At 74.3% G+C, this 24,943-nt stretch carries 13 protein-coding genes and 1 tRNA gene; 8 read left to right on the top strand and 6 right to left on the bottom strand.

The genetic code is table 11. The annotated features are described in order from the left end of the window. Window positions 1–506: transposase (locus BL253_RS07935; RefSeq protein ID WP_198946202.1), on the top strand; the 506-nt coding region annotated here is incomplete at its 5' end. A 450-nt stretch (window positions 507–956) separates the two neighbouring features. Here BL253_RS07935 and BL253_RS07930 read toward each other — a convergent pair. Further along, window positions 957–1,029 (bottom strand) — tRNA-Leu (locus tag BL253_RS07930). Between the two features lie 427 nt (window positions 1,030–1,456). On the opposite strand from BL253_RS07930, the gene BL253_RS07925 reads away from it, so the two are divergent. The 6 genes from BL253_RS07925 (at window position 1,457) to BL253_RS07895 (ending at window position 9,223) form a co-directional block, all read left to right on the top strand. Next, the gene (locus tag BL253_RS07925; protein WP_081438087.1) at window positions 1,457–2,059 is read left to right on the top strand and encodes an ANTAR domain-containing response regulator; all 603 of its coding nucleotides are present in this window, start codon (window positions 1,457–1,459) and stop codon (window positions 2,057–2,059) included. Then, window positions 2,056–3,828: a branched-chain amino acid ABC transporter substrate-binding protein gene (locus tag BL253_RS07920; protein ID WP_241834607.1), complete on the top strand. Its 1,773-nt coding sequence runs from the start codon at window positions 2,056–2,058 to the stop codon at window positions 3,826–3,828. Before BL253_RS07925 ends, BL253_RS07920 begins: the two co-directional genes overlap by 4 nt. Window positions 3,829–4,134: 306 nt before the next feature. Beyond that, window positions 4,135–5,313, top strand: coding sequence for a branched-chain amino acid ABC transporter substrate-binding protein (locus BL253_RS07915; protein ID WP_076814923.1), 1,179 nt, complete (start codon window positions 4,135–4,137; stop codon window positions 5,311–5,313). Between the two features lie 234 nt (window positions 5,314–5,547). After that, window positions 5,548–6,489: a branched-chain amino acid ABC transporter permease gene (locus BL253_RS07905; protein ID WP_076814918.1), complete on the top strand. Its 942-nt coding sequence runs from the start codon at window positions 5,548–5,550 to the stop codon at window positions 6,487–6,489. Continuing rightward, window positions 6,486–8,285: a branched-chain amino acid ABC transporter permease gene (locus BL253_RS07900; RefSeq protein WP_241834606.1), complete on the top strand. Its 1,800-nt coding sequence runs from the start codon at window positions 6,486–6,488 to the stop codon at window positions 8,283–8,285. Before BL253_RS07905 ends, BL253_RS07900 begins: the two co-directional genes overlap by 4 nt. Continuing rightward, on the top strand, window positions 8,282–9,223 hold the full coding sequence (locus BL253_RS07895; RefSeq protein WP_081438086.1) for an ABC transporter ATP-binding protein: 942 nt from the start codon (window positions 8,282–8,284) through the stop codon (window positions 9,221–9,223). Before BL253_RS07900 ends, BL253_RS07895 begins: the two co-directional genes overlap by 4 nt. 330 nt (window positions 9,224–9,553) lie before the next feature. On the opposite strand, the gene polA is transcribed toward BL253_RS07895, so the two are convergent. Beyond that, window positions 9,554–12,226, bottom strand: coding sequence for a DNA polymerase I (gene polA, locus BL253_RS07890; protein WP_076815023.1), 2,673 nt, complete (start codon window positions 12,224–12,226; stop codon window positions 9,554–9,556). A 343-nt stretch (window positions 12,227–12,569) separates the two neighbouring features. Between polA and BL253_RS07885 the strand changes: the two genes are divergently transcribed. Continuing rightward, window positions 12,570–13,055: a PaaI family thioesterase gene (locus tag BL253_RS07885; RefSeq protein ID WP_076814914.1), complete on the top strand. Its 486-nt coding sequence runs from the start codon at window positions 12,570–12,572 to the stop codon at window positions 13,053–13,055. Between the two features lie 34 nt (window positions 13,056–13,089). On the opposite strand, the gene BL253_RS07880 is transcribed toward BL253_RS07885, so the two are convergent. The 4 genes from BL253_RS07880 to BL253_RS07865 form a co-directional block, all read right to left on the bottom strand. Then, window positions 13,090–16,563 carry an EAL domain-containing protein gene (locus BL253_RS07880; RefSeq protein WP_076814911.1) on the bottom strand — a complete coding sequence of 1,158 codons (3,474 nt, stop codon included), beginning with the start codon at window positions 16,561–16,563 and terminating at the stop codon, window positions 13,090–13,092. A 442-nt stretch (window positions 16,564–17,005) separates the two neighbouring features. Continuing rightward, the gene (locus BL253_RS07875; protein ID WP_076814909.1) at window positions 17,006–21,949 is read right to left on the bottom strand and encodes an alpha-(1->3)-arabinofuranosyltransferase domain-containing protein; all 4,944 of its coding nucleotides are present in this window, start codon (window positions 21,947–21,949) and stop codon (window positions 17,006–17,008) included. Continuing rightward, window positions 21,946–23,253, bottom strand: coding sequence for a glycosyltransferase family 4 protein (locus tag BL253_RS07870; protein ID WP_076814907.1), 1,308 nt, complete (start codon window positions 23,251–23,253; stop codon window positions 21,946–21,948). The genes BL253_RS07875 and BL253_RS07870 overlap by 4 nt, the downstream gene beginning before the upstream one ends. Next, the gene (locus BL253_RS07865) at window positions 23,250–24,911 is read right to left on the bottom strand and encodes a hypothetical protein (protein ID WP_241834605.1); all 1,662 of its coding nucleotides are present in this window, start codon (window positions 24,909–24,911) and stop codon (window positions 23,250–23,252) included. The genes BL253_RS07870 and BL253_RS07865 overlap by 4 nt, the downstream gene beginning before the upstream one ends. Window positions 24,912–24,943: the final 32 nt, after the last annotated feature.

Here is a 24,943-nt window from a genome sequence, read left to right as displayed (position 1 = left end):
ATCCCGACCGGCTGCCGGCGACCTACCGGCGCACCCACGGGATCCGTTACCTCCACGGCTGCTACTCGATCGGCGACGACCAGCTCTGGGGCGTGGTCCGCACCCACAAAAGCGCCGAGAACACCCTGGCCGCCTTCCAGTCGATCCGAGCGGCCCGCCCCGACAACGCCCCGGTCTACGTCATCTGCGACAACCTGTCGGTCAACACCACCCCGAAGATCCTGCGCTGGGCGGCGCGCAACGACGTGCACCTGTGCCTGACCCCGACCTACGCCTCCTGGGCCAACCCGATCGAGGCCCAGTTCGGCCCGGTCCGGTCCTTCGTCATGAACAACTCCAACCACCCCAACCACCCCGCGCTGGCCCGCCACCTRCAGGCATACCTACGCTGGCGCAACACCCACGCCCGCGACCCCTCCGTCCTGGCCGCCCAACGCCGCGAACGCGCCCGCGTCCGCTCCGAACGCCAACAACGATGGGGACGACCACGACCACACGCCGCCTGACCCACCCCGGCACACGTTCGCGGTCAGCGCACTAGCAGCCGAATGCCAGGCCGCGCGAAGCGCGGTGCCCGCGGCCTGGACGGCGTTTCCTACAGGCAACATCGCTACTTCGGCGAGGCGGTCGCGAAGCCCCGCCGATCGGCCGCGGATGGCCTGCCGCGTTGGACCGAGCGTCGGCCCGGAAGGGTGGACCGGGTGCCTGCCCCGGAGGGAAGGTCGCGCGAAGCGCGACACCGGGGGTCTGGGGGTCGCCCCCCGGGGCGATATCGCTACCGCGGCGAAGTTGCCCAAAGGGCAACGAGCAGCGTCGGCCCGGAAGGGTTGGACCGAGCGCCTGCCCTGGAGGGAAGGTCGCGCGAAGCGCGACACCGGGGGTCCGGGGGTCGCCCCCCCGGGGCGATATCGCTACCGCGGCGAAGTTGCCCAAAGGGCAACGAGCAGCGTCGACGGTAGCCCGGGTGGGATTCGAACCCACACTGTCGGTGGTTTGAGCACCGTCTCTCTGCCGTTGGAGTACCGGGCCTGGCTGGGGGAGGTCCCTGGGAGGTCTCCGAGGTGAATGCCGCGTGGCGGTCGCGCGTTGCTGTGGCTCAGGAGGTGCTCCCCCTGATGACTCTAGCCGGGTAGGGTGCGTTTCGACCTCTCGCCCCGCCCGTCGGGGCTCGGGCGGTATCCCGGGATCGGGCCGCGGTGTCGGTGTCAGGCACCCGCCGCGGTGGATGTGCTCCCGGCTCCGCCGTCGCCATGTCGGGTGGAGCGTGACGTCGCCGCGTGCCAGGCGGTGGCTGGCGCCCGGTGGGACCTATCCGGTCCCCGGGGCGTCGCCGCCAAACCATGACGGTGAGCTGCCGCCAACCGGACGCTGGGTGCATCCACGTGCGCCCGGTGCCGGCAGAATGGTGACGACGCCGACCGATCCCCATCGACGCCGACCTCAGGAGAACGTCTCGATGAGCAGCCAGCCATCCTCGACGCCGCGCCGGGTGCTGATCGCCGAGGACGAGGCGCTGATCCGTCTCGACCTGCGCGAGATGCTGCAGGAGGAGGGCTACGAGGTCGTCGGCGAGGCCGGTGATGGCGAGATGGCCGTCGCCCTGGCCGGCAAGCTGCGGCCGGACCTGTGCATCCTCGATGTGAAGATGCCGAAGATGGACGGCATCGAGGCCGGAGCGAAGATCGCCAAGGAGCGGATCGCCCCGGTTGTCATCCTCACCGCGTTCAGCCAGCGGGAGCTGGTCGAGCGGGCGCGGGAGGCTGGCGCGATGGCGTACGTCGTGAAGCCGTTCCAGAAGAAGGACCTGCTGCCGACGATCGAGATGGCCATGAGCCGGTTCACGGAGATCGTGAGCCTGGAGGCCGAGGTCGAGGACCTGCAGGGCCGGCTGGAGGCCCGGAAGATCATCGAGCGGGCCAAGGGCGTTCTGCAGACCGAGCACAAGATGACCGAGCCGGACGCGTTCCGCTGGATCCAGCGGACCTCGATGAACCAGCGCCGCACGATGCGCGYGGTCGCCGAGGCGGTCCTTTCCGGGGAGGCCCTTCCCGGCCAGTGACCCGCGAAGACAGGCCCGACGACGCGGACGACGGCGACCGCGGCGGCGATGGCCAGAGCGCCGCGCGTACGGGCTCGGCAGGGTCGCCGCTGCGTCGGGTGGGGCGGTGGCTCGCCGGGAGCCCGCGGGGGAGCGAGATAGTCGCCACCGACCCGGTGGTCGGTGGCGGGGTCGATCCGGACGGGCCCCTGGTACCGGGCTGGCAGGCCGCCAAGGTGTGGCTCGCGGCGGCGGGGCGGCGGACGCGGCACTCGGCTGGGACGGCGGCGGCCTGGGTGGGGCGGCGGCGGACGCGGCGCGGGCAGGCGCTGCTGGCGGGGCTGCTTGCTCTGTTGGTCGCGCTTCCGACGGGTCTGACGCTCGGCCTGCTCACGCTGCGCGACGGGCGGGCGGGCGGTGGGGCGGGCGGCTCGCGCGGGCCGCAGGTGATGCGGATCGGGGTGATGGCGCCGCTGTCCGGCGACCTCGGCAACATCGGCGGGTCGGTGCGCGACGCGGTGACGCTCGCCGTCGACGAGTTCAACAAGTCCGAGGCGATTCCCGGCTGGAAGGTCGAGCTGGTCGCCGAGAACGACCTTTCCCGGCCCGACGGGGGCGCCGCCGCCGCTGAGGCGTTCGCCAAGGACTCGGCGTTGGTGGGGGTCGTCGGGCCGCTCAGCTCCAACGTCGCCCGGATCGCGGTGCCGGTGCTGGACGCCGCCGGCGTACCGGTCATCTCGCCGTCCAATGGCGATCCCGCGCTCACCGCGCAGGACGAGCCGCCCTACGCCCGCAAGCGCCCCTACGACCGGTACTTCCGGCTCAGCGGCAGCGACGCGGTGCAGGCCAGGGCGGGCGCCGACTACGCCGTGCGAGTCCTGCACCTAACAAAGATCATCGTCGTCGACGGCGGCCCCAGCTACGGGGACACGCTCGCCGGGCGCTTCGCCAGCTACGCCCTCGCGGCCGGCGCCGAGGTGCTGACCACCTACCAGGTGAAGGGCGCCGACGCCGACGGGAAAGAGGTCCAGGAGGTCGCCGAGGGCATCCAGGAGTTCAACCCGGACCTCGTGTACACCTCCACCGGTTACCTGTTCGCCAGCGCGCTGCGCCAGCGGATGGCCGACGAGGCGATCTCGGTCCGGATTCTCGGAACCGACGCCATGCTCAGCGCCCGCTACCTCGATTCCGCCGGCGGGGCGGCCGAGGGCGACCTGGCGACCGACCTCGCCGTGCCGCTGTCCCGCCTGCCCGCCGGCGCCTTCGCCACCGAGTACCTGAAGCGCTGGGGACCGGTCGCCGGCGGCCCGGAGCAGCCCGCCATCCCCGACAAGAAGACCGGCTCGCCGACGCCGACGCCGACGGACGGCGCGACTGGTCCGGCGGCCCCGCCGGGCGGCCCGATTCGGGATGGGCAGGGCACGAACACGCCCGGTGGGTCCGGATCGAGTGCGCCGGGAGCGGTGGTCCCGGGCGACAATGGCTCGGGCCGCGGCGACGAGCCGTCGGCGGTGACCGGGCAGGAGGCTGACATGATCCCCGCGCTGGCCGCCTACGCCTACGACTCCGCTCGCGCCCTGCTGCGCGCCGCCGCCGTCGTGCTCCCCGGCCGGGTGGCGGTCGACGACGCGACCAGGGCGGCGATCACCGCCCAGATCGCCCGAGGCTCGTTCGCCGGCGTCACCGGCCAGGTCGCGTTCGACATCTTCGGCGACCGCCGCGACCCGTCCGCCGTGATCTACGCGATCGTCAACGGCCGCTTCGTCCCCACGGTCATTCCGGCCAAGTAGTCCGCCGCGCCTGGATCTTCGCCGGTCGCCGGCTGTGCCGGTTGCCGGCCGTGCCAGTCGCGGCGGCCGTGCCAGTCGCGGCGCTTGCGCCGGCCACCGAGACCCTCGTGGTCGCCGCCGCGTACCCGAACAGTGATCTTCTGTCCGCCGGACACGGCGTTGGCCCAGCGAGACTACAAGAAGTGACGACACGCTTACATTTAGCTTTTGGTTTGGCCTGATCGACCGTTAGTTTGCCGGCCGTCCGGCGATAGTCGGGCCCGCGTGGGTGGGCGCGGTCGGCATGGCTGGGCGAAGGGGCGGACCATGGGTGGTCTGGGTCGGCGGCTTCGGCTGCTGGAAGCCGCCGCGGCGGTGGCCGCGGTGGCGGTGGCGGCGGCCGGGTGCGGCGGGGGCGGTGACAAGGCCGGGGCGAAGAAGGAGTTCGCGATCGGTTTTCAGGGCCCGCTGTCCGGCGAGAACCAGCAGCTGGGCATCAACGCCTACAACGGCATGCTGACGGCCGTCGACGCGGCCAACCGGAGCGGCAAGCTACCGTTCACGCTGCGCATCGTCGCCTCCGACGACCAGGGTTCCCCCGAGCAGGGCCCGACCGCCGCGCAGAAGCTCGTCGACAACTCACGGGTCATCGCCGTCGTCGGCCCGATCTTCTCCGGGGCGACGAAGTCCAGCGAGCCGCTGTACAGCCAGGCCGGCCTGCTGTCGGTGAGCCCGTCCGCGACCAACCCCCAGCTCACCAGCCTCGGGTTCGGCAGCTTCTTCCGGGTGATCGCGCCGGACACCATCCAGGGTGCCGCCGCCGCGGACTACATCGCCAAGGCGCTCAAGGCCAAGCGGGTGTTCTCGCTCGATGACCGTAGTGACTACGGCGCAGGCCTCTCCACCGCGCTCGAGAAGGCGCTGAAGGCCGACAACGTCACCGTCACCCACGACGGCGTCAACCCGACCAAGGACTACACCTCCGAGACGACGAAGATCATCGCGGCCGATCCGGACGCCGTCTACTACTCGGGGTACTACGCCGAATTCGCGCTGCTGGTGAAGGCGCTGCGCGGCAGGGGCTACGAGGGCAGGATCCTCGCGGGCGACGGCTCCAACGACGACCAGCTCATCGAGCAGGCCGGCGCCGACACGGCCGAGGGCACGCTGCTCACCTGCGCCTGCGGCGACGCGAACTCCGACCCGAAGGCGGCGTCCTTCGTCGCCGAGTTCAAGCGGGTGAACAGCGGCACAAAACCCGGCACCTACTCCGGCGAGGCCTACGACGCCACCGAGGCGATCATCTCGGTGCTCGCCAGGGAGGGCGCGGACGCCACCCGCACCTCCGTCGTCAGCGGATTCCGCGCCATCGACATGCCGGGCGTCACCAAGCAGATCAAGTTCGACAGCCACGGCGAGGTCCTGGGCTCGACGGTGTACGTGTACGAGGTCCGGGACGGCAAGCGGGTCGTCCTCGGCCCGACGAGCGCGCTGCTGAAGCCGTGACCCCTGCCGACGACACCGCGCTGGTCACGCTGGCCGGCGACGCCGCTGGCGCCCCCGTGTCGACGGGGGTGCCAGCCGCTGGGTCCGCGGCCGTGGACGCGTCTGGGCCCGTGCCAGAGCCCGTCGCGCCGCCCGCCGGCTCGACCGCCGCCGGGGACGGCGCCCGCCTGACCGATCTTGCCGGTAGCTGGGACCGCCGGGTGCGCACGGCGAAATGGGGAGCGCGATCCGCGCGTGGGTAGCGGGGGGCAGGTCGCGCGGCTGGCCATCGACGGGCTCATGGCCGGTGCGGTCTACGCACTGATCGCGCTCGGCTACACCCTCGTCTACGGCGTGCTGCGGCTGGTCAACCTCGCGCACGGCGAGGTGTTCATGCTTGGCGCGTTCGGCGGCCTCTACGCGGCGCGGGCCGCGCTGCCCGCCGGGGCGGGCGGTGCGGGCCCCGGTGTCCTGGCCTGCGTCGGGCTGGTGGCGGCCGGGACCGCCGCCGGCGGCCTCGGCGGCGCGGTGGCGGCGCTCGGCCTGGAGCGGGCCGCCTACCGGCCGCTGCGCCGCCGGCGCGCGCCGCGGCTCGCGTACCTGGTCAGCGCCGTCGGCGCGTCGATGTTCGCCGTGAGCCTCGCTGGCAAGGAGTTCGGCCGGCGCGACGTTCCCGTGCCGAACCTGTTCACCGACCGGACCGTGCTGCGCGTCGCCGGCGCACCCGTCTCCGCGGAGGCGCTGGCGGTCGTCACCACCGCGCTCGGCCTGCTGCTCGCCGCCGACCGGCTGGTCGCCTGGTCCAGGCTCGGCCGGTCGATCCGGGCGGTGACGCAGGACGCCGAGTGCGCGGTCCTGCTGGGAGTCAGCCTGGAACGGGTGATCGTCGCGACGTTCGTGCTCGGCGGGGTGCTCGCCGGCGCCGGCGGCTTCCTTTACGCGATGACCTTCCAGGCGTCCTACACCATGGGCTTCGTTCCCGGGATCAAGGCGTTCACGGCCGCCGTCCTCGGTGGTCTCGGCAACGTGCGCGGGGCGCTGGCGGGCGGGCTGCTGCTCGGCCTGGTCGAGAGCTTCGGCGGCTACTACCTGCTCGACGCGGACTATCGGGACGTCATCGCCTTCGCCGTGCTGATCGCCGTCCTCCTCCTGCGCCCGTCAGGCCTGCTCGGCGCCCGCCTCGGACGCCCGGCATGAGCGGCGGTCCGGACGAGCCGGTGGGCCCGCCGGTGGGCCCACCGGCGGGAATGCCGTCGGTCGCCGAGCGGGTGGCCCAGCTGCGCGCCGAGGACCGGCCGCCGGACGGCTGGGCGGGCGCCGCGACGACGACGGGCACGGCGGATGCCCTGGCTGCCGCGGAGGCCGGGAACGTCGGAGACGGCGAGGGTGTCGAGGGCTTCGGAGACGAGGCCGGGCCGGGCCGGTGGGGGCGCAGGCTGGGCGGGTGCCTGGTGCTCGCGGCGCTCGCGGCGCTGGTGACCGGGCCGTCCGGGAACGCGGACCGGCCGCTCGCCGGGGCCAGCGGGTCGCTCGCGGGCGAGCGCGGCGTCCTCTTCCTCGCCGCCGCACTGCTGGCCTGGGCGGGACTGACCGGCTGGCCGCGGCTGCGCGGCCTGCTCGGCCGCCCGGCCGCGTACCTGACGGGCGTCGCCGCCGAATGGACGCAGGACGCCCGGGACCGGTCAGGATCATCCGGCCGGCGGCGCCCGTCGCTGGACGAGGCGGTCTCGCGGCGCGACCGGATGGTGGCGGAGGCACAGCCCCGGCCGGCGACCTCGGCCCGTGTCGGGCCGAAGCGACCGGACCAGCGCGAGGACAGCGCCCACCTCGTGCCACCCTCGGACCGGACCTGGGCGGTCCGGTCGAAATGGGTGATCTGGCCGGCGCCGCGGGTACCCACCGAGCCGCCCGCTCCCACGTCCGCCTCCGGCCGACTCGCCGCCGGGCTCGCCGTGGGCGCGCCGGCGGTGGAGGCGGGAACATCCGGCCGGCGGCGCTGGTACCGGCGCCCCTGGGCACGGTGCGCGGGATACGCGCTGGCGCTGGGGGCCGCGGCGGGCGCGCCGTTGGTCGTCTCGACCACGGTCCGGCAGGCGATGGTCAACGACATCGGGCTGTACGCGCTGCTCGCGCTGGGACTGAGCATCGTCGTCGGGCGCGCCGGACTGCTCGATCTCGGCCATGTCGCCTTCTGCGCGATCGGCGCCTACACCGCGGCGTACCTGTGCGCCCCGGGGGCGATGCCCTGGCACGCGCCGGTCACCGTCTCGCCGCTGGTCGCGATGCCGGCGGCGATGGCCGCGGCGGCGCTCGCCGGCCTCGCGCTGGGCGCGCCGCTCCTGCGCCGGCACGCCGACCTCCTGTCGATGGTCACGCTCGCCTTCGGCGGGGTCGTCCAACTGGTCGCGAACAACGCGGACGGGATCACCGGGGGCGCCGGCGGCGTGTTCGGGGTACCGCCGCCGTCGGTGCGGATCGGTGGTCTCCACTACGGCTTCGGGCTGGACCCGCTGCCGTACTACTACCTGCTGCTCGGCCTGGTCGTGCTGGTCATGGCGGCGCTCGCGGGCTGGGACCGGACGCGGGCCGCGCGGGCCTGTGCCGCGCAGCGCCAGGACGAGGTGGCCGCGGGGGCCCTCGGTGTCCGCGCCGCCGGGATGAGGCTGCTGGCCTTCACGACCGGCGCGGCGGTCGCCGGCCTCGTCGGCGCGGTGCTCGCGGCCAAGCAGTTCTTCAACCCGCAGACGTTCAGCCCGCAGGCCTCGATGCTCGTGCTCGCGATCGTCGTGGTGGGCGGGGCCGGCTCGCGCCTCGGCGCCGTCCTTGGCGCCGTCGTGCTGCAGGGCCTGGCCTTCCTCCTGCGTGACCACGTGCCAGCCGCGGACCGGTTCCTCTACTTCGGCGCGCTGGTCATGATCATGACGGCTCTTCGCCCGCGGCGCCTGCTGCCCGCGGGCCTCCAGCGCGTCGGCCCCCGCGACGGAGGGCCATGACCTTCCCCGAGCCGCGCCGCCGGCCCCCGGCGGTGGTGCCCGCGCGCCCGGGCCCGCGCGTCGGTTGGAAGCCGGACGCGCCGACCGTGCCCGCGCCGAACTCGGCGCCGCCGCCACGGCCGATCCTGGACCTCGCGGGGCTGACGCTGCGCCTCGGCGGCCTGACCAGCCTCGCGGACGTCTCCCTGCGGCAGCAGCGGGGCACGGTGCTGGCCATCGTCGGCCCGAACGGCGCGGGCAAGACGTCGCTGCTCGACTGCCTGACCGGAATCCGGCGTCCGAGCCGCGGCAGCGCCCACTTCTGGCCGACCCGCAGGGTGCGCGGGGCGGAGGGCGCCGGTGCCGAGGCGCGCGGGCCGGTCGAGCTGGTCGGGCGCTCGGCGCCAGCCGTGGCCCGTCTCGGCATAGCGCGCACGTTCCAGGAGACCAGGCTGTTCGACCAGCTCACCGCCCTGGACAACGTCCGGGTCGGCATCGAGGCGAAGGCCGGCGGCGGCACCTGGCGGGCGCTGCTCCCGAGGTCGCGCGAGCGCCGGGAGATCCGCGCGGCCAGGTCCGCCGCGTGGGACCTGCTGGAGTTCGTCGGGCTCGCCGACCGGGCGGGCGACCGGGCGGCCTGCCTGCCGCACGGCGCCCGGCGGCGGCTCGAGATCGCCAGGGCGCTGGGCACCCGCCCGTCGCTGCTGCTGCTGGACGAGCCGGCCGCCGGCGTCACCGCCGTCGACCGGGCCTGGTTCGCCGGGCTGGTCGGCCAGCTCCAGGCCCGCGGTGTGAGCGTCCTGCTCGCCGAGCACGACCCGCGCCTTGCCCTGGCGGTCGCGGACGCGGTCGTCGTCCTTGAGGCCGGCGCCGTGGTCGCGGCCGGCACGCCCGCCGAGGTCGGCGCGAGCCTCGCCGGCCTCGGCGCCTACCGGGCGCCGGGCGCCGCCGGCCGCTGACAGCCGGCAGCCGGCAGCTGGCAGCCGGCAGCTGGCAGCCGGCAGCTGGCAGCCGGCATCGGCGGGTGCCGGGTTCTCGACGTTTTCGACCGGCCAATCAGTGGGGGAGGCGCGCCGAGCGTGCCAAACAGGGAGATGAGTTGGCGGATACGGCGTGCCCGCGTCCGGGAACGCACAACAGCCGGCCGCCGTGCGCGGGCCACGTTGACGTCGTTACCGAACGCTCCTAGCGTCTCACCCGCAGTGTGGGGACCGGGGGCGGGCGAGTAGAAAACGTCCTGGCTTGGGGAAGGCCCGGACGGCGCCAAAGCTCGCCCCCGGATCGCCGCACTAGTGTCCCGCGTCGTCCCAGGTGTGGCCCGCGCCGACGGAGACGTCGAGCGGGACGGACATGGTGTACGCGCCGCTCATCTCGGAGCGGACGAGTGCCTCGACGTCCTCGCGCTCGCCGGGGGCGATCTCGAGGACGAGCTCGTCGTGGACCTGCAGGAGCAGGCGGGAGCGCAGGCCGCGCTCGCGCAGGCCGCGCTCCACCCCCAGCATGGCGATCTTGATGATGTCGGCGGCGGAGCCCTGGATCGGCGCGTTGAGGGCCATCCGCTCGGCCATCTGCCGGCGCTGGGAGTTGTCGCTGGTCAGGTCGGGCAGGTACCGGCGGCGGCCGAGGATCGTCTCGGTGTAGCCGTCCGTGCGGGCGCGGTCGACCACACCGCGCAGGAAGTCACGCACCCCGCCGAAGCGGGCGAAGTACGCCTCCATCTGCTCGCGGGCCTCGTCCGCCGCGATGCCGAGCTGGGAAGCCAGGCCATAGGCCGACAGGCCGTAGGCAAGGCCGTAGGACATCGCCTTGATCCGCCGGCGCAGCTCCGGGTCGACGTCGGCGACCGGGAGGTTGAACGCCTGCGCGGCGACGAACGTGTGCAGGTCCTCGCCGGAGGAGAACGCCTCGATCAGCCCCGCGTCGCCGGACAGATGCGCCATGATCCGCATCTCGATCTGCGAGTAGTCCGCGGTCAGCAGCGTCTCGTAGCCTGAGCCGACGACGAACGCGCGGYGGATCTGGCGACCCTCGGCGGTGCGGATCGGGATGTTCTGCAGGTTCGGGTCGGTCGATGACAGCCGGCCGGTCGCGGCGATCATCTGGTTGAACGTGGTGTGGATGCGGCCGGCGTCGTCGATCATCGGGAGCAGCGACTCGACGACGGTCTTGAGCCGGGCCACGTCGCGGTGGCGCAGCAGCGTCGGGATCAGCGGGTGGTCGGTCTGGACGGCCAGCCACGTGAGCGCGTCCGCGTCCGTGGTGTAGCCCGTCTTGATCTTCTTGGTCTTCGGCAGGTTCAGCTCGTCGAACAGGATCTGCTGCAGCTGCTTGGGCGAGCCGAGGTTGAACGGCCGGCCGACGATCTGGTGGGCGGCCTCGACGACCTTGGTGACCTCGGCGCCGTACTGGGACTGCAGGTCGGTGAGGTAGTCGGCGTCGGCGGCGATGCCGGCGCGTTCCATCCCGGCGAGAACGGTCAGCAGCGGCAGCTCGATGTCACGCAGCAGGCGCGCGGCCGAGCGGCGCTCCAGATCGCCGTCGAGCGCGTCGGCGAGCTCGGCGACCGCGCGGGCGCGCACGGCGTCCACCTCGGCCTCGTCCGCCTCGGCGATGCCCTCGACCTCGACCTCGAGGGTCAGCTGGCCGTCCGACGGGCCTTCCTCGGCCTTCAGCTCCCGGTGCAGGTAGCGCAGCACCAGGTCGGCGAGGTCGAACGAGCGCTGGCCCGGCAGGGCGAGATAGGCGGCGAGCGCGGTGTCGCTGGTGACGCCGTCCAGGGTGAGACCCAGCTCGGCGAGCGCGAGCATCGGGCCCTTGGCGTCGTGTACCGCCTTGGGCCGCGTCTCGTCGGCGAGCCAGGCGGCCAGCGCGTTCTCGTCGGCGGGGACGAGCTGGGACGGGTCGATCCAGGCGGCGGTGCCGTCGGCGGCGGCCAGCGCGATCCCGGCGACCGTCCCGGTGCCGCGGCCCCAGGTGCCGCGCAGGTGCAGGCCCGTGCGGGCGCCGCCGGCCGTGTGCTCGGCGAGCCACTCGGTGACGTCACCCGGGCCGAGGATCGTGTACTCGACCGCGAACCCGCCCTCGCCCGCCGCCGGCTCCACGATCGCGAGCGCCTGGTAGAGCCGCTCTCGCAGCACCCGGAACTGCAGGGTGTCGAACAGGGTGTGTACCGCCTCCCGGTCCCACGGGACCAGCCGCAGGTCCACGGGCCCGCGCTCCAGTGGCACGTCGCGGGCGAGCTCGGTGAGCGCCCGGTTGCGGATCACGTTGGCCAGGTTCTCGCGCAGGGCGGCGCCGGCCTTCCCAGTGACCTCGTCGGCCCGGTCGACCAGGTCAGCCAGGCCGCCGAACTGCTGGATCCACTTGGTGGCGGTCTTCTCGCCGACGCCGGGGATCGAGGGCAGGTTGTCCGACGGGTCGCCGCGCAGCGCGGCGAAGTCCGGGTACTGCGTCGGGGTGAGGCCGTACTTGGCCTCGACCTCCGCCGGGGTGTACCGGATCATGTCGCTGATGCCCTTGCGGGTCATCAGCACGGTGATCCGGTCGGTGACGAGCTGGAGCGCGTCGCGGTCGCCGGTGACGATGAGGACATCCATGCCGGCCGCCTCGCCCTGGGTGGCCAGCGTCGCGATGATGTCGTCCGCCTCGTAGCTGGCGGCGGACATGCTCGGCACGGCGAGCGCGTCGCAGACCTGGTGGATCAGGCTGATCTGGCCGACGAAGTCCGACGGGGTCTCGGACCTGCCGGCCTTGTACTCGGCGTACTGGGCGTGCCGGAAGGTCGGCGCCGGCAGGTCCCAGGCGACGGCGACGTGCGTCGGCTTCTCGTCGCGCAGCGCGTTGATCAGCATGGACGTGAAGCCGTAGACGGCGTTCGTCGGCTGCCCGGTCGTGGTGGAGAAGTTCTCCACCGGCAGCGCGAAGAACGCCCGGTAGGCCAGCGAGTTCCCGTCCAGCAGCAGCAGCCGCCCCGTTCCGGGAGCCGGCGCGGCGCGCGCGGCCGCCGGGGCCGCGGACCTCCCGGTCGCCCTGGCGGGCGCCTTGGCCGGCGACCCGCCGCCGGCCGACCTCGAGGCACGTCTGGCCGGCGCCTTCGCGGGGGCGTCCTGGGGCGCCTCCTGGGCGGCGTCCGCGGGGACGTCGGGCGGGCTACCCAGGTCGGGCTGCGTTGTCTCGGGCTGCGTCGTCGAACCGGGCACCCGGCGAAGTCTAGGCCGCCGGTATGACAATCCACCGACCGCGCCGGCCGTCCGCCCGGCGCCCCGTGGTCCCGCAGGTGCCCGGCGGGCACCATATTGTCGGCTGGTGACTGTCGAGACGGGCGCGGACGGTGCCATTCGGGGCGGGCTGCCAGCCGACGAGGCCGAGCTGGTCGCCGCCCTCAACCTGAACCGCGGCGAGCTGAACGAGCGCATGGGCGTCGAGCTGCTGGAGGCCACGCCGGAGCGGGTGGTCGGCCGGATGCCGGTGGAGGGCAACCGGCAGCCGTACGGGCTGCTGCACGGCGGCGCGTCGGTGGTGTTGGCGGAGACGGTCGGCTCGATGGCGGCGATGCTCACCGCCGGCCCCGAGAACGCGGCCGTCGGCCTGGAGATCAACGCCTCCCACCACCGGGCGGTCACCTCCGGCTGGGTCACAGCGGTCGCGACCCGTCTGCACGCCGGCCGCTCGGTGGCGACGTTCGAGATCAGGATCACGGATGACGGGGGCCGGCCGGTCTGCACCTGCCGGCTGACCTGCATGCTCCGGTCCAGGCCGCCCGCCGGCGGGGTCGTCCCCGGTCGCGGATAGGCCGCGACCACGCCGGTGACCCGGGCCGCTGGCGCTAGTAGCGGCTGGTCGCCGGGCGGGACCGGCGCCGGCCCGCCGGGTCGGCCTCGGCCGCTGCCCGGTCCTCCGGGCCGCCGCCTGGAGCGCCGCCGCCCGCCGGGAGGTCGTTCGGGGCCGTGCCTGCCCGGCCGCCCGCGCGGGGAGCGCTCCTGCCCAGAGCGCCCCAGCCGGACAGGGCCCCGTCGGGCACGTCGCCGGCGGCGCCCCCGGCCTCGTCGTGAGAACCGGGGCCGGGGGCGGCCGCCTGGCCCTGCGCGGCGCGCAGCTTGGCGAGGGTGAAGCGGGCCTGGCCGCAGAACAGCGTCACCGCGCACCGTACCGCCGGGTCGAGCCGGGCCAGGTGCTGGGTCCAGCGGACGGTGATCATCCCCTGGACTCCGCCCTCGCCACGCAGCGGCATCATCAGCGCGGAGGCGATCCCGAGCCGGCGCACCATCTCGTTCGGGATCAGCGGGTGCGCCGCGGCGTCCGGGATGAACACCGGGCCGGCCGCGGCCGCCAGCTCGCTGATCGCCTTCTGGTCCTCTCGGGTCGCGCGCACTCCGAGCTCCGTCAGCGGCCGCACCCCCTCGACGACGGACACCCCGGCGGCCCGGAAGACGGTCGAACCGGGCAGCTCGGGCAGCATCACGGCGACCGCGTCGGCCTGGGCCAGCCCGCGCACGACGTCGGCGCACAGCGTGGCGGCGGCCGGCAGGTCGTGGTGGTGCCAGAACGCCTCGAGCCGTTCCAGTCCGGCGGTGGCCTCCGCGAGCAGCAGCCGCTGGAGCCGGGCGTCGAGCAGCCGCATGGCGTGCCTGGCCAGGGTGTCGAGCGCGGTCCGTTGGCCGGTGGTGAGYCGGCGAGACACCCGGTCGGAGACACACAGCGCGCCGAGCACATGGCCGTCGGCTGTGCGCAGCGGCGCGCCGGCGAAGAAGATCACATGCTTCGGCTCCATCCTGGCCAGGTGCGCGTAGCGCAGATCACGGGAGCAGTCCTGGATCTCCAGGTAGCGGCCGTCCGCGACGATGAACGACCCGGGCCCGACCCGGGCCCGAAGCTCCGCCGTCTGGACGCCATGGCAGGCCTTCGGCCACTCCCGATCATCGTCGATGAACACCAGGTAGGCGAAACCACAGTCGGTGAGCTGGGCGGCGAGGCCGACGAGGGCGTCGAACTCCGGCTCGGGAGGCGTGTCGAGGATCCGGTATCGGCGCAGGGCGTCGAGCCGGGCCGCCTCGCCGGGCGGCTCGGGCGCCACCACCCCGGTCCGCTCCCAGGCTCTGATCGTCTCTTCCGGCACCGTCGGCCGCGTCGCGTGGATGTACGGTCCGTGCGCCTGGCCGGCGGGTCCGCTGTCTCCGCCCGCCTCGTCCCGCCCGGCGGGGTCGGCGGGGCCGGGTGGAGTGGCGGGGCCGGGGGGAGCGGAAGGTCGGCCGGGCTCCGCGGGCGAGGCCTGCTCGCCGGTCCGGTGCCCGTTGCTGGACGGGGTGACGCCGGTCCTCGCCAGCCCCGCCAGGCGTGCCGTGTCCGCCCGCGCCGTGTCGTTCCTGGCTGTGTCGTTCCTGGCTGTGTCGTTCCTGGCCGTGTCCGGGCGGGCCGGGCTGGGCTCGCCCCAGGCGGCGGCCAGCGGGCCCGAGCCGTCCGTCCGCCACGCGCCGGCGCGGTTCTGGCGTACGCCCATGCCGGCGGCCAGCAACTTCTCCAGCTCGTCGGATGGCAGTGGCGGCGACAGTGCGTCGCCCTGCAGGAGGTCGCACCCGAGCTCGGTCAGCATCCTGGCCGACTGCTCGTCCTCGACGCCCTCGCCGACGACCCGCAGGCCCAGCCGGTGGCCGAGGTCGACCACCGACCGCACGATCGCGACGTCCGGCAGGCTGCCGCGGGCACCCGCCACGAAGCTCTTGTCGATCTTCATCTCGTCGAACGGGAGTGCCTTGAGGATCTCCATCGAGCTGTAGCCGGTGCCGAAGTCGTCGAGCGAGAGCTTCACGCCGGCGGTCCGCAGCTCACCGAGCATGGCGGCGGCTCGCGCGGGCTGGGACACCAGCGCGCTCTCGGTGATCTCCAGAGTGAGCATCTCCGGCGGCAGGCGGTGGTGTTCGAGCCGGCGGGCGACCTTGCCGGGCAGGTCGTCGATGATGAGCATCCGCGCGGACAGGTTGGCCGAGATCGGGAGCCGCAGGCCGRCCCTGACCCACCGGGCACACTGGGCGAGCGCCTCCTCCAGCTCCCACCAGGTCAGGCTGACGATCAGCGAGGAGCGCTCGGCCATCGGCAGGAACGAGCCGGGCGGCAGCAGCCCGCGCTCGGGATGGCGCCATCGCATCAGCGCCTCGGCGCCGGCGACCCGGCCGGTCGCCGCCTCCTGCACCGGCTGGTAGTACAGCACGAGCTCGCCCTTGGCGATCGCCGTGCGCAGCTGCGCGTGCAGGGCCAGCTCCCAGGAGYGGACCCCGACCGTCCCCGCCATCCCGGCGCTCCAGACCCCGACGCGCGCCCCGTCGCGCTTGGCGTTCGCCAGCGCCGCGTCCGCGCACGGCAGCACCTTCGCCAGCCGGTCGCCGTCGCGCGGCGCCGCCGCGACGCCCGCCGTGGACTCCAGCTCGATGTTGATGCCGCGGATGCGCACCGGCCCGTCGAGCTGGTCGAGAACCCTCTCGCCGAGCCGCGCCAGCCATTCGCCGTTCGGCTCGTCCGGGCCGCCGATCTCGCTCTCGCCCGACAGCACGAGGACGAACTCGTCGCCGCCGAGCCGGCCGACGAACGCCGGCCGTGGGTGCACCTCGCGCAGCAGGTCGGCGTACTCACGCAGCGCCTCGTCGCCGGCCTGGTGCCCGAGTGCCGAGTTGATCTCTCGGAACCGGTTGATGTCRAGCACTATCACCGCCTGGTCCCGACCGGCGACGAGTGCCTCGGCTATCGCCGGTTCGCCCGCGTGCATGAGACCCGCCCGGTTGGTCAGCCCGGTCAGCGGGTCGGCGAACGCCTGGCCGCGGCCCCAGCTGAAGAACCCGTAGGTGAACATCGACGAGGCGACGATGCTGAACAGGAGGGCCACGTAGGTCAGCGGGTCGGCGTTCAGGTCGTCGCGCGCGGCCAGCGCGGTGGCGAGGGTGAGACAGATGGCGCCGGTCAGCGCGGCCACCCTGCCGACGCGGCGGGACACCAGGCCGGCGTAGCCACCCACCCACGGGAACCAGGCCAGGAAGGCCAGCGGCGTGCGGGTCGGGTCGCCGAGCAGCGCCGTCGTCATCGCGGCGGTCATCATCACCGTGACGATCAGCGCCTTGCGCCGGGGATGGCCGCGACCGGCGCGAAGGACGTAGCCGAGCGCGGCCACGGAGACCAGGAGGGCCGTGAAGGTCTCCGGCCGCAGGTACGACCGCGACATGGGCAGGACGAGCATGAGTAGCAGGAACAGCGTGCCGACCAGCGGGAGCACGGTGAGGTACCCGCGCTCCCGGACCGGGCCACTCCCTCGCATCCGACTAGCCCTCCTCGTCCCGGGACGCCTCGGACAGCGCGGAGGATGAGCGTCTGYGCGCCGCCTTCGGCGTGGTCCCGGCCTAAGGACGTGCCCGCGCGACGGCGGGAGCGAACGGCCCGACCGGGTCCAGGCTGGGTGGGGCCGCCCCCGGCAGCACGGCCCGTTTTCAGTCAGTCACACCATGTCCATCGCGCGGCACAGGGTAACCCGGCCTGCTCCCTTTCCCGGCCGCGAGCGACATGATCTGGCCACGCACCGCACGTGAATGGCAACGCTCCGTGCAGGCCCGGGGGCATACCCGACGTCTTCGGTCGCCATCGATCGGCACGGGAGTGTGACGGCACCGCCCGCGTCGCCGCCACGGCCCGGGCGGGCTTGTCGGGGGGCCAGGCGGCCCTGGTGTGCCGGGCGTCGGCTCGGCACGCCAGGGCCGCCTGGCCTACCTGGCGGAGGGCTCGGTCTCGGCGCCGGCCGCCGCGTCCAGCGGCGGCGGCACGGTTCCGCCGTCCTCGTCCTCGTCTTCGTGCTGGGCCCGGTCCCTGCCTTCGGCCCCGGCCCCGGCCCCGGCCTCGGTCGAGCGCCGGCTGGCGTGGCCGTGCAGCAGCGCGAGCGTGGCGTCGGCGCCGAGAAAGAGCACCGCTAGCCACGACACGGTCGCGACCTTGTCGAACTCCGACACCCACGAGCCGTTGACCGACAGGTTGTAGCGGACCTGCACCTCGATGACGTAGGCCACGGCCGCGGCGAGCGCGACCACCGACCCGGCCCGCAGCAGCACCCGCCCGCGAGGCATCAGCGCCGCCACCAGCGTCACCGCGGCCGTGGCCGCGCCGGCGGCCGGGCTGACGATGAACGCCCCGACGGCCGCCGCCCCCAGGACCAGCGCCGCCACCTGGCGCAGCGGTAGCCGTGGCGTGGCGGCGAACGGCCGGTCCAGGCTCGGCAGGTCGCGGACGGGCGCGCCCGGCCAGCCGGACCCGCGCCGCCGTCGGCCCGTCACACCGAGCAGCGCCAGGCACAGCACCACCGTCACGACGGAGACGGTCAACGCGGCGAAGACGACCCGTTGCGGTGTCCAGGTGAGCTGGACCTTGAAGGTCTCCGACTCCGGGTTGATCCGCCAGCCGTCGGCATAGCCGTCGACGAGCCGGGGTGAGCCGATGTCGGTGTTCTCATCGATCTTGCCGTGCCAGCCGGGGGAGAGGCTCTGCCCCAGCACCAGCCAGAACGGCGTACCCGGCTTGGCCCCGGTGACCGTGAGGACGAACGTCGTCGATCCCGCGACGTCCACCTTGACGGTCGGCGCGGCCGGCGTGGCGGCGGCGGTGCCGGCCACGTTGCCGGACTGGGCCGCGAGGTCGGCCGTGCGCCGCTCGCGGGAGGTGTCCAGGGCGTTGATCGACGTCGCGTCCGGCCAGGTCGTGCCGCCAGCGTCCGAGGCGAAGACCAGCCGGTCCAGGTCGATCCCGGTCTTCGCCCCGTTCGCGGAGCGCACCACGTGGTCGCCGGCGGAGAGCCGCACCGGGGTGCCGCAGGTGCGCACGTCCAGGCCGAGCCGGCCGGACGCGTCCCTGGTCGTGCCGTTGATCCGCACGCCGACCGGCTGGCCGTCGACGGCCAGGAGGTCGCCGCGGCAACCCGTGGAGAGGTCGGCCGGCGGCCGCGCCGTCGACGCGGTCTGGCCCGGGGTTCCTGCCGGATCGGCGGAGCCGATCTGGGAGGTCTGACCGTTCACGCCCGGCAGCTCGATCTCCGCGACGCCGACCGGCGTGGTCAGGGTCGAGCCGGAGATCGTGTCCGTCGTGGTCACCGGGCGGACCGCGTCCACGACGAAGCGGATCTGGTGCCCCGTGCCCACCGGCAGTGGCACGGACACTGTCGTGGTGGCGCCCCGCCTGCCCACCGCGTCGGCGACCGGCGGCACGTCGACCGTGCCGGCCCGCTGTCCGTCGACCTCGACGCCGAGCTTCGTCGGCACCGAGTGCCGCCCGTCGGTCACCAGGGTGATCTTCGCTGTCGACAGGGTGACGTCGTCCAGCGACGTCAGCTGCAGCCAGTTGCCGGTCTGGCCGCCGAAGCCGGGCGACCAGGCCGTCGCGGTGTCGCCGTCGAAGGCGGCCGAGCCGCGGGCGTCGATGTCACCGGGCAGCCGGCCCGAGGACACCACCAGCGGCGGGCCGTCCGGCCGGCCGAGCAGCTTGTCGATCACGTCGTCCGACGCGTACGAGGAGAGCCTCGCGGTGCCGGTCAGGCTGAACGCCCGGTCGGTCGGCAGCGAGAACACCCGGGCGATCGTCGACTCGGTGTCCTCCTTGAACGGCTCGGCCGGGTTCGCCCGGTCCCGCGACATCGTCAGCACCAGCGGGTGGTCGAGCGAGCCCTGGCCGGCCGTGGCGAGCAGGTCGGTCGGCATCCGCAGCAGGTCCTGCGCGACGGCCGGCCTGGCGTCCGCCTTCGGGATCTCCACCTCGGCGAGCCCCACGGCGGACAGGCCGTCGTAGCTCTTCTGCTTGCCGTAGTTGGTCGCGTCGACGGTGATCGTCAGGGTCTTGAAGGTCCGCTCAGGGAAGGTGATGACCTGGCCCTGGTCGGTCCTGGAACCGTCGATGAGGTCGACCGTCACCGGCGAGCCACCGTCGAACGTCAGGGTGACCTTCGTGATGAAGCGGTTGCGCGGGCCGGTGAGGGGCTGCACCAGCTTGATGTGGTCGGTGGTGGTGGGCGCGGCGAGCGTCGTCTGCCAGCGTTCGCCCGCCGGGTCGGTGAACGCGCCGACCCGCCACGCCGTCGTCGGATCGGCGTCGATCGCGTGCACGGGCCGGTCCGCCGGGCCGTAGGCGAACGTGTTGCCGTAGCTCGACGCGGTCACCGCCGCGACCTGCGGCTGCTCACCGGGGGCGGTGAGCACGGCGACCGTCTGGTTGGACGAGTCCTGCTCGGGGAACAACGGCAGCCGGTTGTCGTCCGGGTCCTTCGCCAGCGGCGCGACGCCGGGCTGCTCGACGTAGCCGAAGTTCTCCCGGATACCCGTCCAGCGCTCCGCCCGCAGCCGGTTCGAGTCGCTCAGTAGCAGCTCGGCGCCGTCGGCGAGGRCCTGGTGCATCCCGTCCCGGTCACCCGCGAGCGCCCCCGTGTAGAGCACGGTCCGGTTGTTGTCCACGACGTCGGTCAGCAGGCCGGAGGCCGCCGCGTCGACCAGCGCCTCGCCGTTGCCGCTGACCAGCAGCGGGCGGTCGGTGGTGGCCGCGCGGACGATCGGCGTCGGGTCCCTGACCGCGAAGTCGGCGAGCGTCGGCGGGTCCGGGACGGCCGGGTCGGTGCCGAGGGTGATCTCGTCGAGGTAGGGGATCGTCGTCGTCTCGCTCACCGGCGGCCCGTACGTCGTCGGCTTCTCCAGCCCGTTCGGCGGCCGCGAGGTGAACAGGTCCCAGTTGGCCCGCGGCCGTGGGCCGCGGAAGCGCTCGTACTGGTTGTTGCCGCGCAGCACGACGTCGCCGACGCCCATCAGCCGGGCGACGTCGTAGAGCGAGGACGTCTCGAAGACACCCTCCTGCAGCCGGCGGTCGAGGGAGCGGACGAGGTCGACGCTGCCGGCCTCGCCGTAGGGGACGAGCTCGCGCTGGACCGTCGGGCGGTCCGTCAGGCCGTAGGTGACGGTGTCGAGCGTCGAACCCCAGCGGTAGTGCGCGAAGTCGGCGCCTGGCAGCTCCAGCACCCGGGTGGCGTTGCCCTTGGCCCCCAGCGCGTCCGCGAGCTGCTGCTCGTAGTCCGGGACGTTCTCGGGCCGCTGCAGGCCCTGCTCCAGGAACTGGCCGCGGAACAGCGGCGCCATGTCCAGCGCGAGCAGCACCAGCACGACCACCGTCACGGCGGTCGGCAGCGCGGAGCCGGGGCGCGCCCGGAAGACCATCCGCTGCCGGCGCCGCCGGCCGCGCGTGCCGCGGCCCGCCCCGCCGGCCGGGGAGCGGCCCGCGGCGGCCCGCGCCACCGACCGCTCGGTGAACGCGGCGAGCGCGCCCGCCAGCAGCACCGACAGGCCCAGCACGACCAGCGGCGCCGCGCGCGGCAGCGAGCGCAGCGCGAGCCCCGCCGTCGACCCCTCGGCGAAGTCGCGGAAGAACCGGCCGAGCGGCGACGGGTTGTCGTACGGGTACACCCCGACGGCGACCGTCGTGCCCAGCACGACCAGGCCGACGAAGTAGGCGCGGTGGCCCCAGCGGATCAGCGACGCGGCCGTGAGCCCCAGGAGCGGCACGGCGAAGCTCACCATCAGCAACCACAGCGCCTGGGTGTAGCCGACCGCGGGGGTGACCCAGGGGCCGAGCGCGTCCTCGCCGTAGAAGAACCAGTTGCCCAGGCCCCGCAGTACCTCGGAGGCCTGTGAGCTGCTGGCCACCGTCTTGACCGTCTCGGTGAACGCCAGGACGTTCAGGCCGTAGCCGGCCTGCGTGTAGAGCCCGGCCACCCACCAGGCGTTCGCGAGGATCGTCATGATGACGGCGCGGCTGATCAGACCGGCGGTGGCGCGCAGCGTCGCCTCGCGGGTGCCCCACACCGCGAACGGCAGCCAGAGCATCGGCGCGAGCATGATCAGGATCAGGCTGGAGGCGTTGATGCTGCCGACCGAGGTGACCACCAGCGCGAACGTGGCCGGCCAGCGCCACGCGTCCGCGCCGCGCCAGCTGCCCTTGCCCTCGCGGGCCTCGCGCAGGCCGCGCACGGTGATCCCGATGAACCAGCCGAGGCCGGCGTAGGGCAGCAGGATCGCCGAGATCCGCGCCTCGTACTCCAGCGAGTACGGCGTGAGCATGTAGCCGAACGCGGCGACGACCGAGTACCGGTCGGGCCAGCCGAAGGAGCGCAGCAGGAACAGCACGCCGGCGCCGGCGACGAACAGGATGGTGCCGGTCCACAACCGCTGGGCGACCCAGTCCGGCAGGCCRACGACGTCCAGCACGTAGTACCAGAGGCCCTGCGGGAACAGGTAGCCGATGTTCTGGTGGGTGACCGTGCCCATGCCGACGCCCGGGTCCCACATCGACACCGCGCGGCGCAGCAGCCGGCCCGGGTCGAGGTAGAGGTACGCCTTCGTGTCGGCGCCGATCTCACCGGGCGACGTGCGCAGCAGCGGCAGGTAGGCGACGGCGGCGAGCAGCAGCGTCGCCCAGGAGGGCCGCGACGGCCGCCAGGCGCGCCATCCCCGGCGACCGCCCGTACCGGGCGCGTCGGCGCCGGTCGGCTCCGCCACGGCCGCGGTGGTGTCATCGGTCGCGAGGGTCGTCGTACCGGCGGTACCGCCGGTACCAGCTGCGGTCCCGGCCGCGTCACCGCCGGGATCGCCAGGCCCGGAGGGGCCACCCGGGTCCTGCGCTGTCAAGGTCACCGCAGCGGCCCGTGCAGCCGGTCGAGACCGCCGGGGCGGGGCGCGCGGCGGCTGTGCTTGGCGGCCTCCTGGACGAGTGCCGCGTACGTCTGGCGGGCGGTGTTGGCCCAGGTGAACGTCGCGGCGTGCGCGAGCGCGCCCGCGACGAGCCGGTCGCGCAGCCCCTGGTCACCGATCACCCTGCCGAGCGCGCCGGCGAGGTCGCGTGGCTCGACCAGCAGGCCGGACAGGCCGTCGGCGACGGCGTCGGTGTGCCCGGCGATGTTGGTCGCGACGGACGGGGTCCCGCAGGCCGCCGCCTCGGTGATCGTCATGCCCCAGCCCTCGCGGGCCGAGGCGCTCGTGAGCACCCAGGCCCGCCGGTAGAGCGCGAGCAGGCCGTCGTCGTCGACCCGGCCGGGCAGCTTCAGCCACTCGGTGGCGCCCGCGGCCCGGATCTGGGCCTCCAGCGCCGGGCGTTCGTAGCCCTCGCCGACGATGATCGCCTCCATCGTCGGGTGCTGCTGGCGCAGCCGGATCAGCGCGTCGACGAGGATGTCGAACCGCTTCACCGGCACCAGCCGGCCGACCGCCAGGACCAGCGGATGCGGCGAGCGTTCGCCGAGCGGGGCGTAACGCCCGTCGATGCCCGGCGGGATGACGGAGATGTTCGCCGGGGGCAGCCCGAGCATCTCGATGATCTCGTGGCGGGACGACTCGGACAGCGTCAGCATCCGGGTGCGCCGGTACAGGGGCGGCGCGATGGTGCTCTCCAGCGTCTCGCCGATCTTCGCCAGCGGTGGCTTGAGCACCATCCGCCACATCTCGCCGTGCACGTGGTGCAGGAACACGACGCGGGGGCAGGGCGCCCACACCGGCGAGAAGAACGGCATGCCGTTCCAGATCTCCACCAGGCCGTCCCAGGGCCCGCCGTGGCCGAGCGCGCCGGAGATCGCCGAGCGCGGGAACACCATGTACCGGCCGGCCTTGCGCACGACGGAATAGCCGTTGCGGGTCGCGGTCTCCAGGTGGCCGGGGGCGTGCGCGGTGCGCATGCTCACGTCGACGCCGGCCGCGGCCCAGGCGGCGGCGACCTGGTCGGCGTGCAGCTCGGAGCCGCCGGCCTCCGGGTCGTCCAGGTCGCGCCAGGCGAGCATGTGCACGCGGCGCACGCCCGAGCGCTCGACCAGCTCCGCGAGGGTGGGCTCGCGCGCCTCGATCCACGGCGCCTGGCGCGGCTCGGCGAGCCGCACGGCCGAGCCCGGCCGCCCGCCGCGCGCAGGCTGCTGGCCGGGGACGGTCCTGCCCTCGTCGATGGTGCTCATGCGGGCGCCACCTCCGTGGCCGCGCGCCCCGCGCCCGGGGCGGACATCGTCCGGCGGGCCGCGCGGGCGACGAGCAGCCCGGTGACCGCCGCCAGCACCGCCTGGACCGCGAGGTCCATCCGGGCGGTGGTGACCGGCGAGCCGCCGGCCAGGGCGATCAGCCCGGCGGCGGCCGCGGCCGTGAGCCCGAGCGCGACCAGCACCGCGCGCGAGCCCAGGGCCAGCAGGTAGTGGGTGAACAGCACAGTTGCTCCGAGACAGGTCATCGCTGCGGCCAGGGGAAGGAGAGCGCCGGAGGCGTCGGTGAAACGCGGCCCGAAGGCCAGGGACAGAAGGGTCGCGGGCGCGGTGAACGCGGCCACGAGGAGCGCCGCGGCCGGCAGCGCGAGGATCGCCAGCGTCGCGCCGAGCTGGTGGAGGGCGTGCTCGCCCAGGTGGCGGCGGTCGGCCGCCTCCGGCAGCAGGAAGCCGGCGAGCACCACGGCCCCGAACATCAGCACCTTGCAGGTGACGGACACGGCCGCGTACTGGCCCGACTCGCCGGGGGACAGCCGGCCCTGGATCAGGACGTCGACGTTCTGCAACAGGGCGAGGAAGGCCAGCGCCGTGAGCGCGGCGCCCAGCTCCGCCGCCAGCCGGCGCTCCCCCCGCGCGGCGGCCGCGGCCCTGGCCCCCCAGGCCGGCGCGGGCGGCGTCTCGGCGGCCTGGTCGCCCTCGGCGGCCTGGGCCGAGCCGGCGCGGGTCGTCGGTCCAAGACAGCGGCGGGCGTGTGCGAGCGCGGCCAGCACGCCCAGGAGGACCGCGATGGCGGCGCCCGTCTGCGCCAGCCCCGCGAGTACCAGGCCCGCCGTCGCCGCGCCCTTCACCGCCGCGTCCACCAGCAGGTTCGCGGCGAGCTCGCGGTAGCGGTGGGCCGCCTGGAGCAGCCCGCGGTCGACGCACAGCAGGCACCAGGCCGCGCCGGCGGTGAGCGTCTCGGCGACCCCGCCGGGCCCCGGCAGCGACAGCTCGTGGGCGAGCGGCCCGCGGGCCACCAGCGCGAGCACGGCGACCGCGACCACGCCCCACAGCCCCGTGCGGCGCACTCGCGCCGCCCAGCCGGCGACCAGGTCGGCCCGGCCGGTCCGGGTCCAGGTGGTCACCCGGCGGACGACGCCGACCAGCAGCGCGCTGCCCGGCATGGAAACGATCATGAAGAGGGCGAACAGCTGGGCGGTCGCTCCGTAGGAGCGGGTGCTCATCGCGCGGGCGATGACGAGGGTGACGCCCAGGTTCGCGACGTTGGCGAGCAGACCGGCGAGCGCCAGCGGCGTCGCCCCGCGAACCGCGCCGCGCAGCCGGCCGCCACCGGCCGCGGCGGACGTGGGCGTGGCGGCCGTGGCGGACGTCGGCACGACGGGCGCGGGGGTGGTGGCCAGGGGGGCAGTGGCCGTGGCTGGGGCGGATGTGGGCTCGGCGCCCGGAGCGGGCGGGCCCTCGGCCGGCCCGAGCGGTTCGGCCGGTCTGGCCGGTCCGGGAGCCTCCGATGCCGGCTTCGCCCAGTCCACCGGGTCCCCCGCGGGCTGCCCGGCCGCGAACAGGCCGGCGGGGTCGTCGTCCCGGCTCGCCGGACGACGCGTCGGTGTCGCTCGCGGGGGAACGTAGGGGCGCCGTGACATACTGTTACTGTCACGCGGTGTAGCCGACCGCG

Source organism: Pseudofrankia asymbiotica (assembly GCF_001983105.1).
Lineage (GTDB): Bacteria > Actinomycetota > Actinomycetes > Frankiales > Frankiaceae > Pseudofrankia > Pseudofrankia asymbiotica.
The sequence above is the reverse complement of the archived record's forward strand: the minus strand, read 5'-3'. Positions and strand labels throughout refer to the sequence as shown.

Coding starts and splice junctions, on each gene's coding strand:
- BL253_RS07865 (WP_241834605.1), bottom strand. CDS start 24,911: ATGTCACGGCGCCCCTACGTTCCCCCGCGAGCGACACCGACGCGTCGT.
- BL253_RS07895 (WP_081438086.1), top strand. CDS start 8,282: ATGACCTTCCCCGAGCCGCGCCGCCGGCCCCCGGCGGTGGTGCCCGCG.
- BL253_RS07870 (WP_076814907.1), bottom strand. CDS start 23,253: ATGAGCACCATCGACGAGGGCAGGACCGTCCCCGGCCAGCAGCCTGCG.
- BL253_RS07915 (WP_076814923.1), top strand. CDS start 4,135: ATGGGTGGTCTGGGTCGGCGGCTTCGGCTGCTGGAAGCCGCCGCGGCG.
- BL253_RS07900 (WP_241834606.1), top strand. CDS start 6,486: ATGAGCGGCGGTCCGGACGAGCCGGTGGGCCCGCCGGTGGGCCCACCG.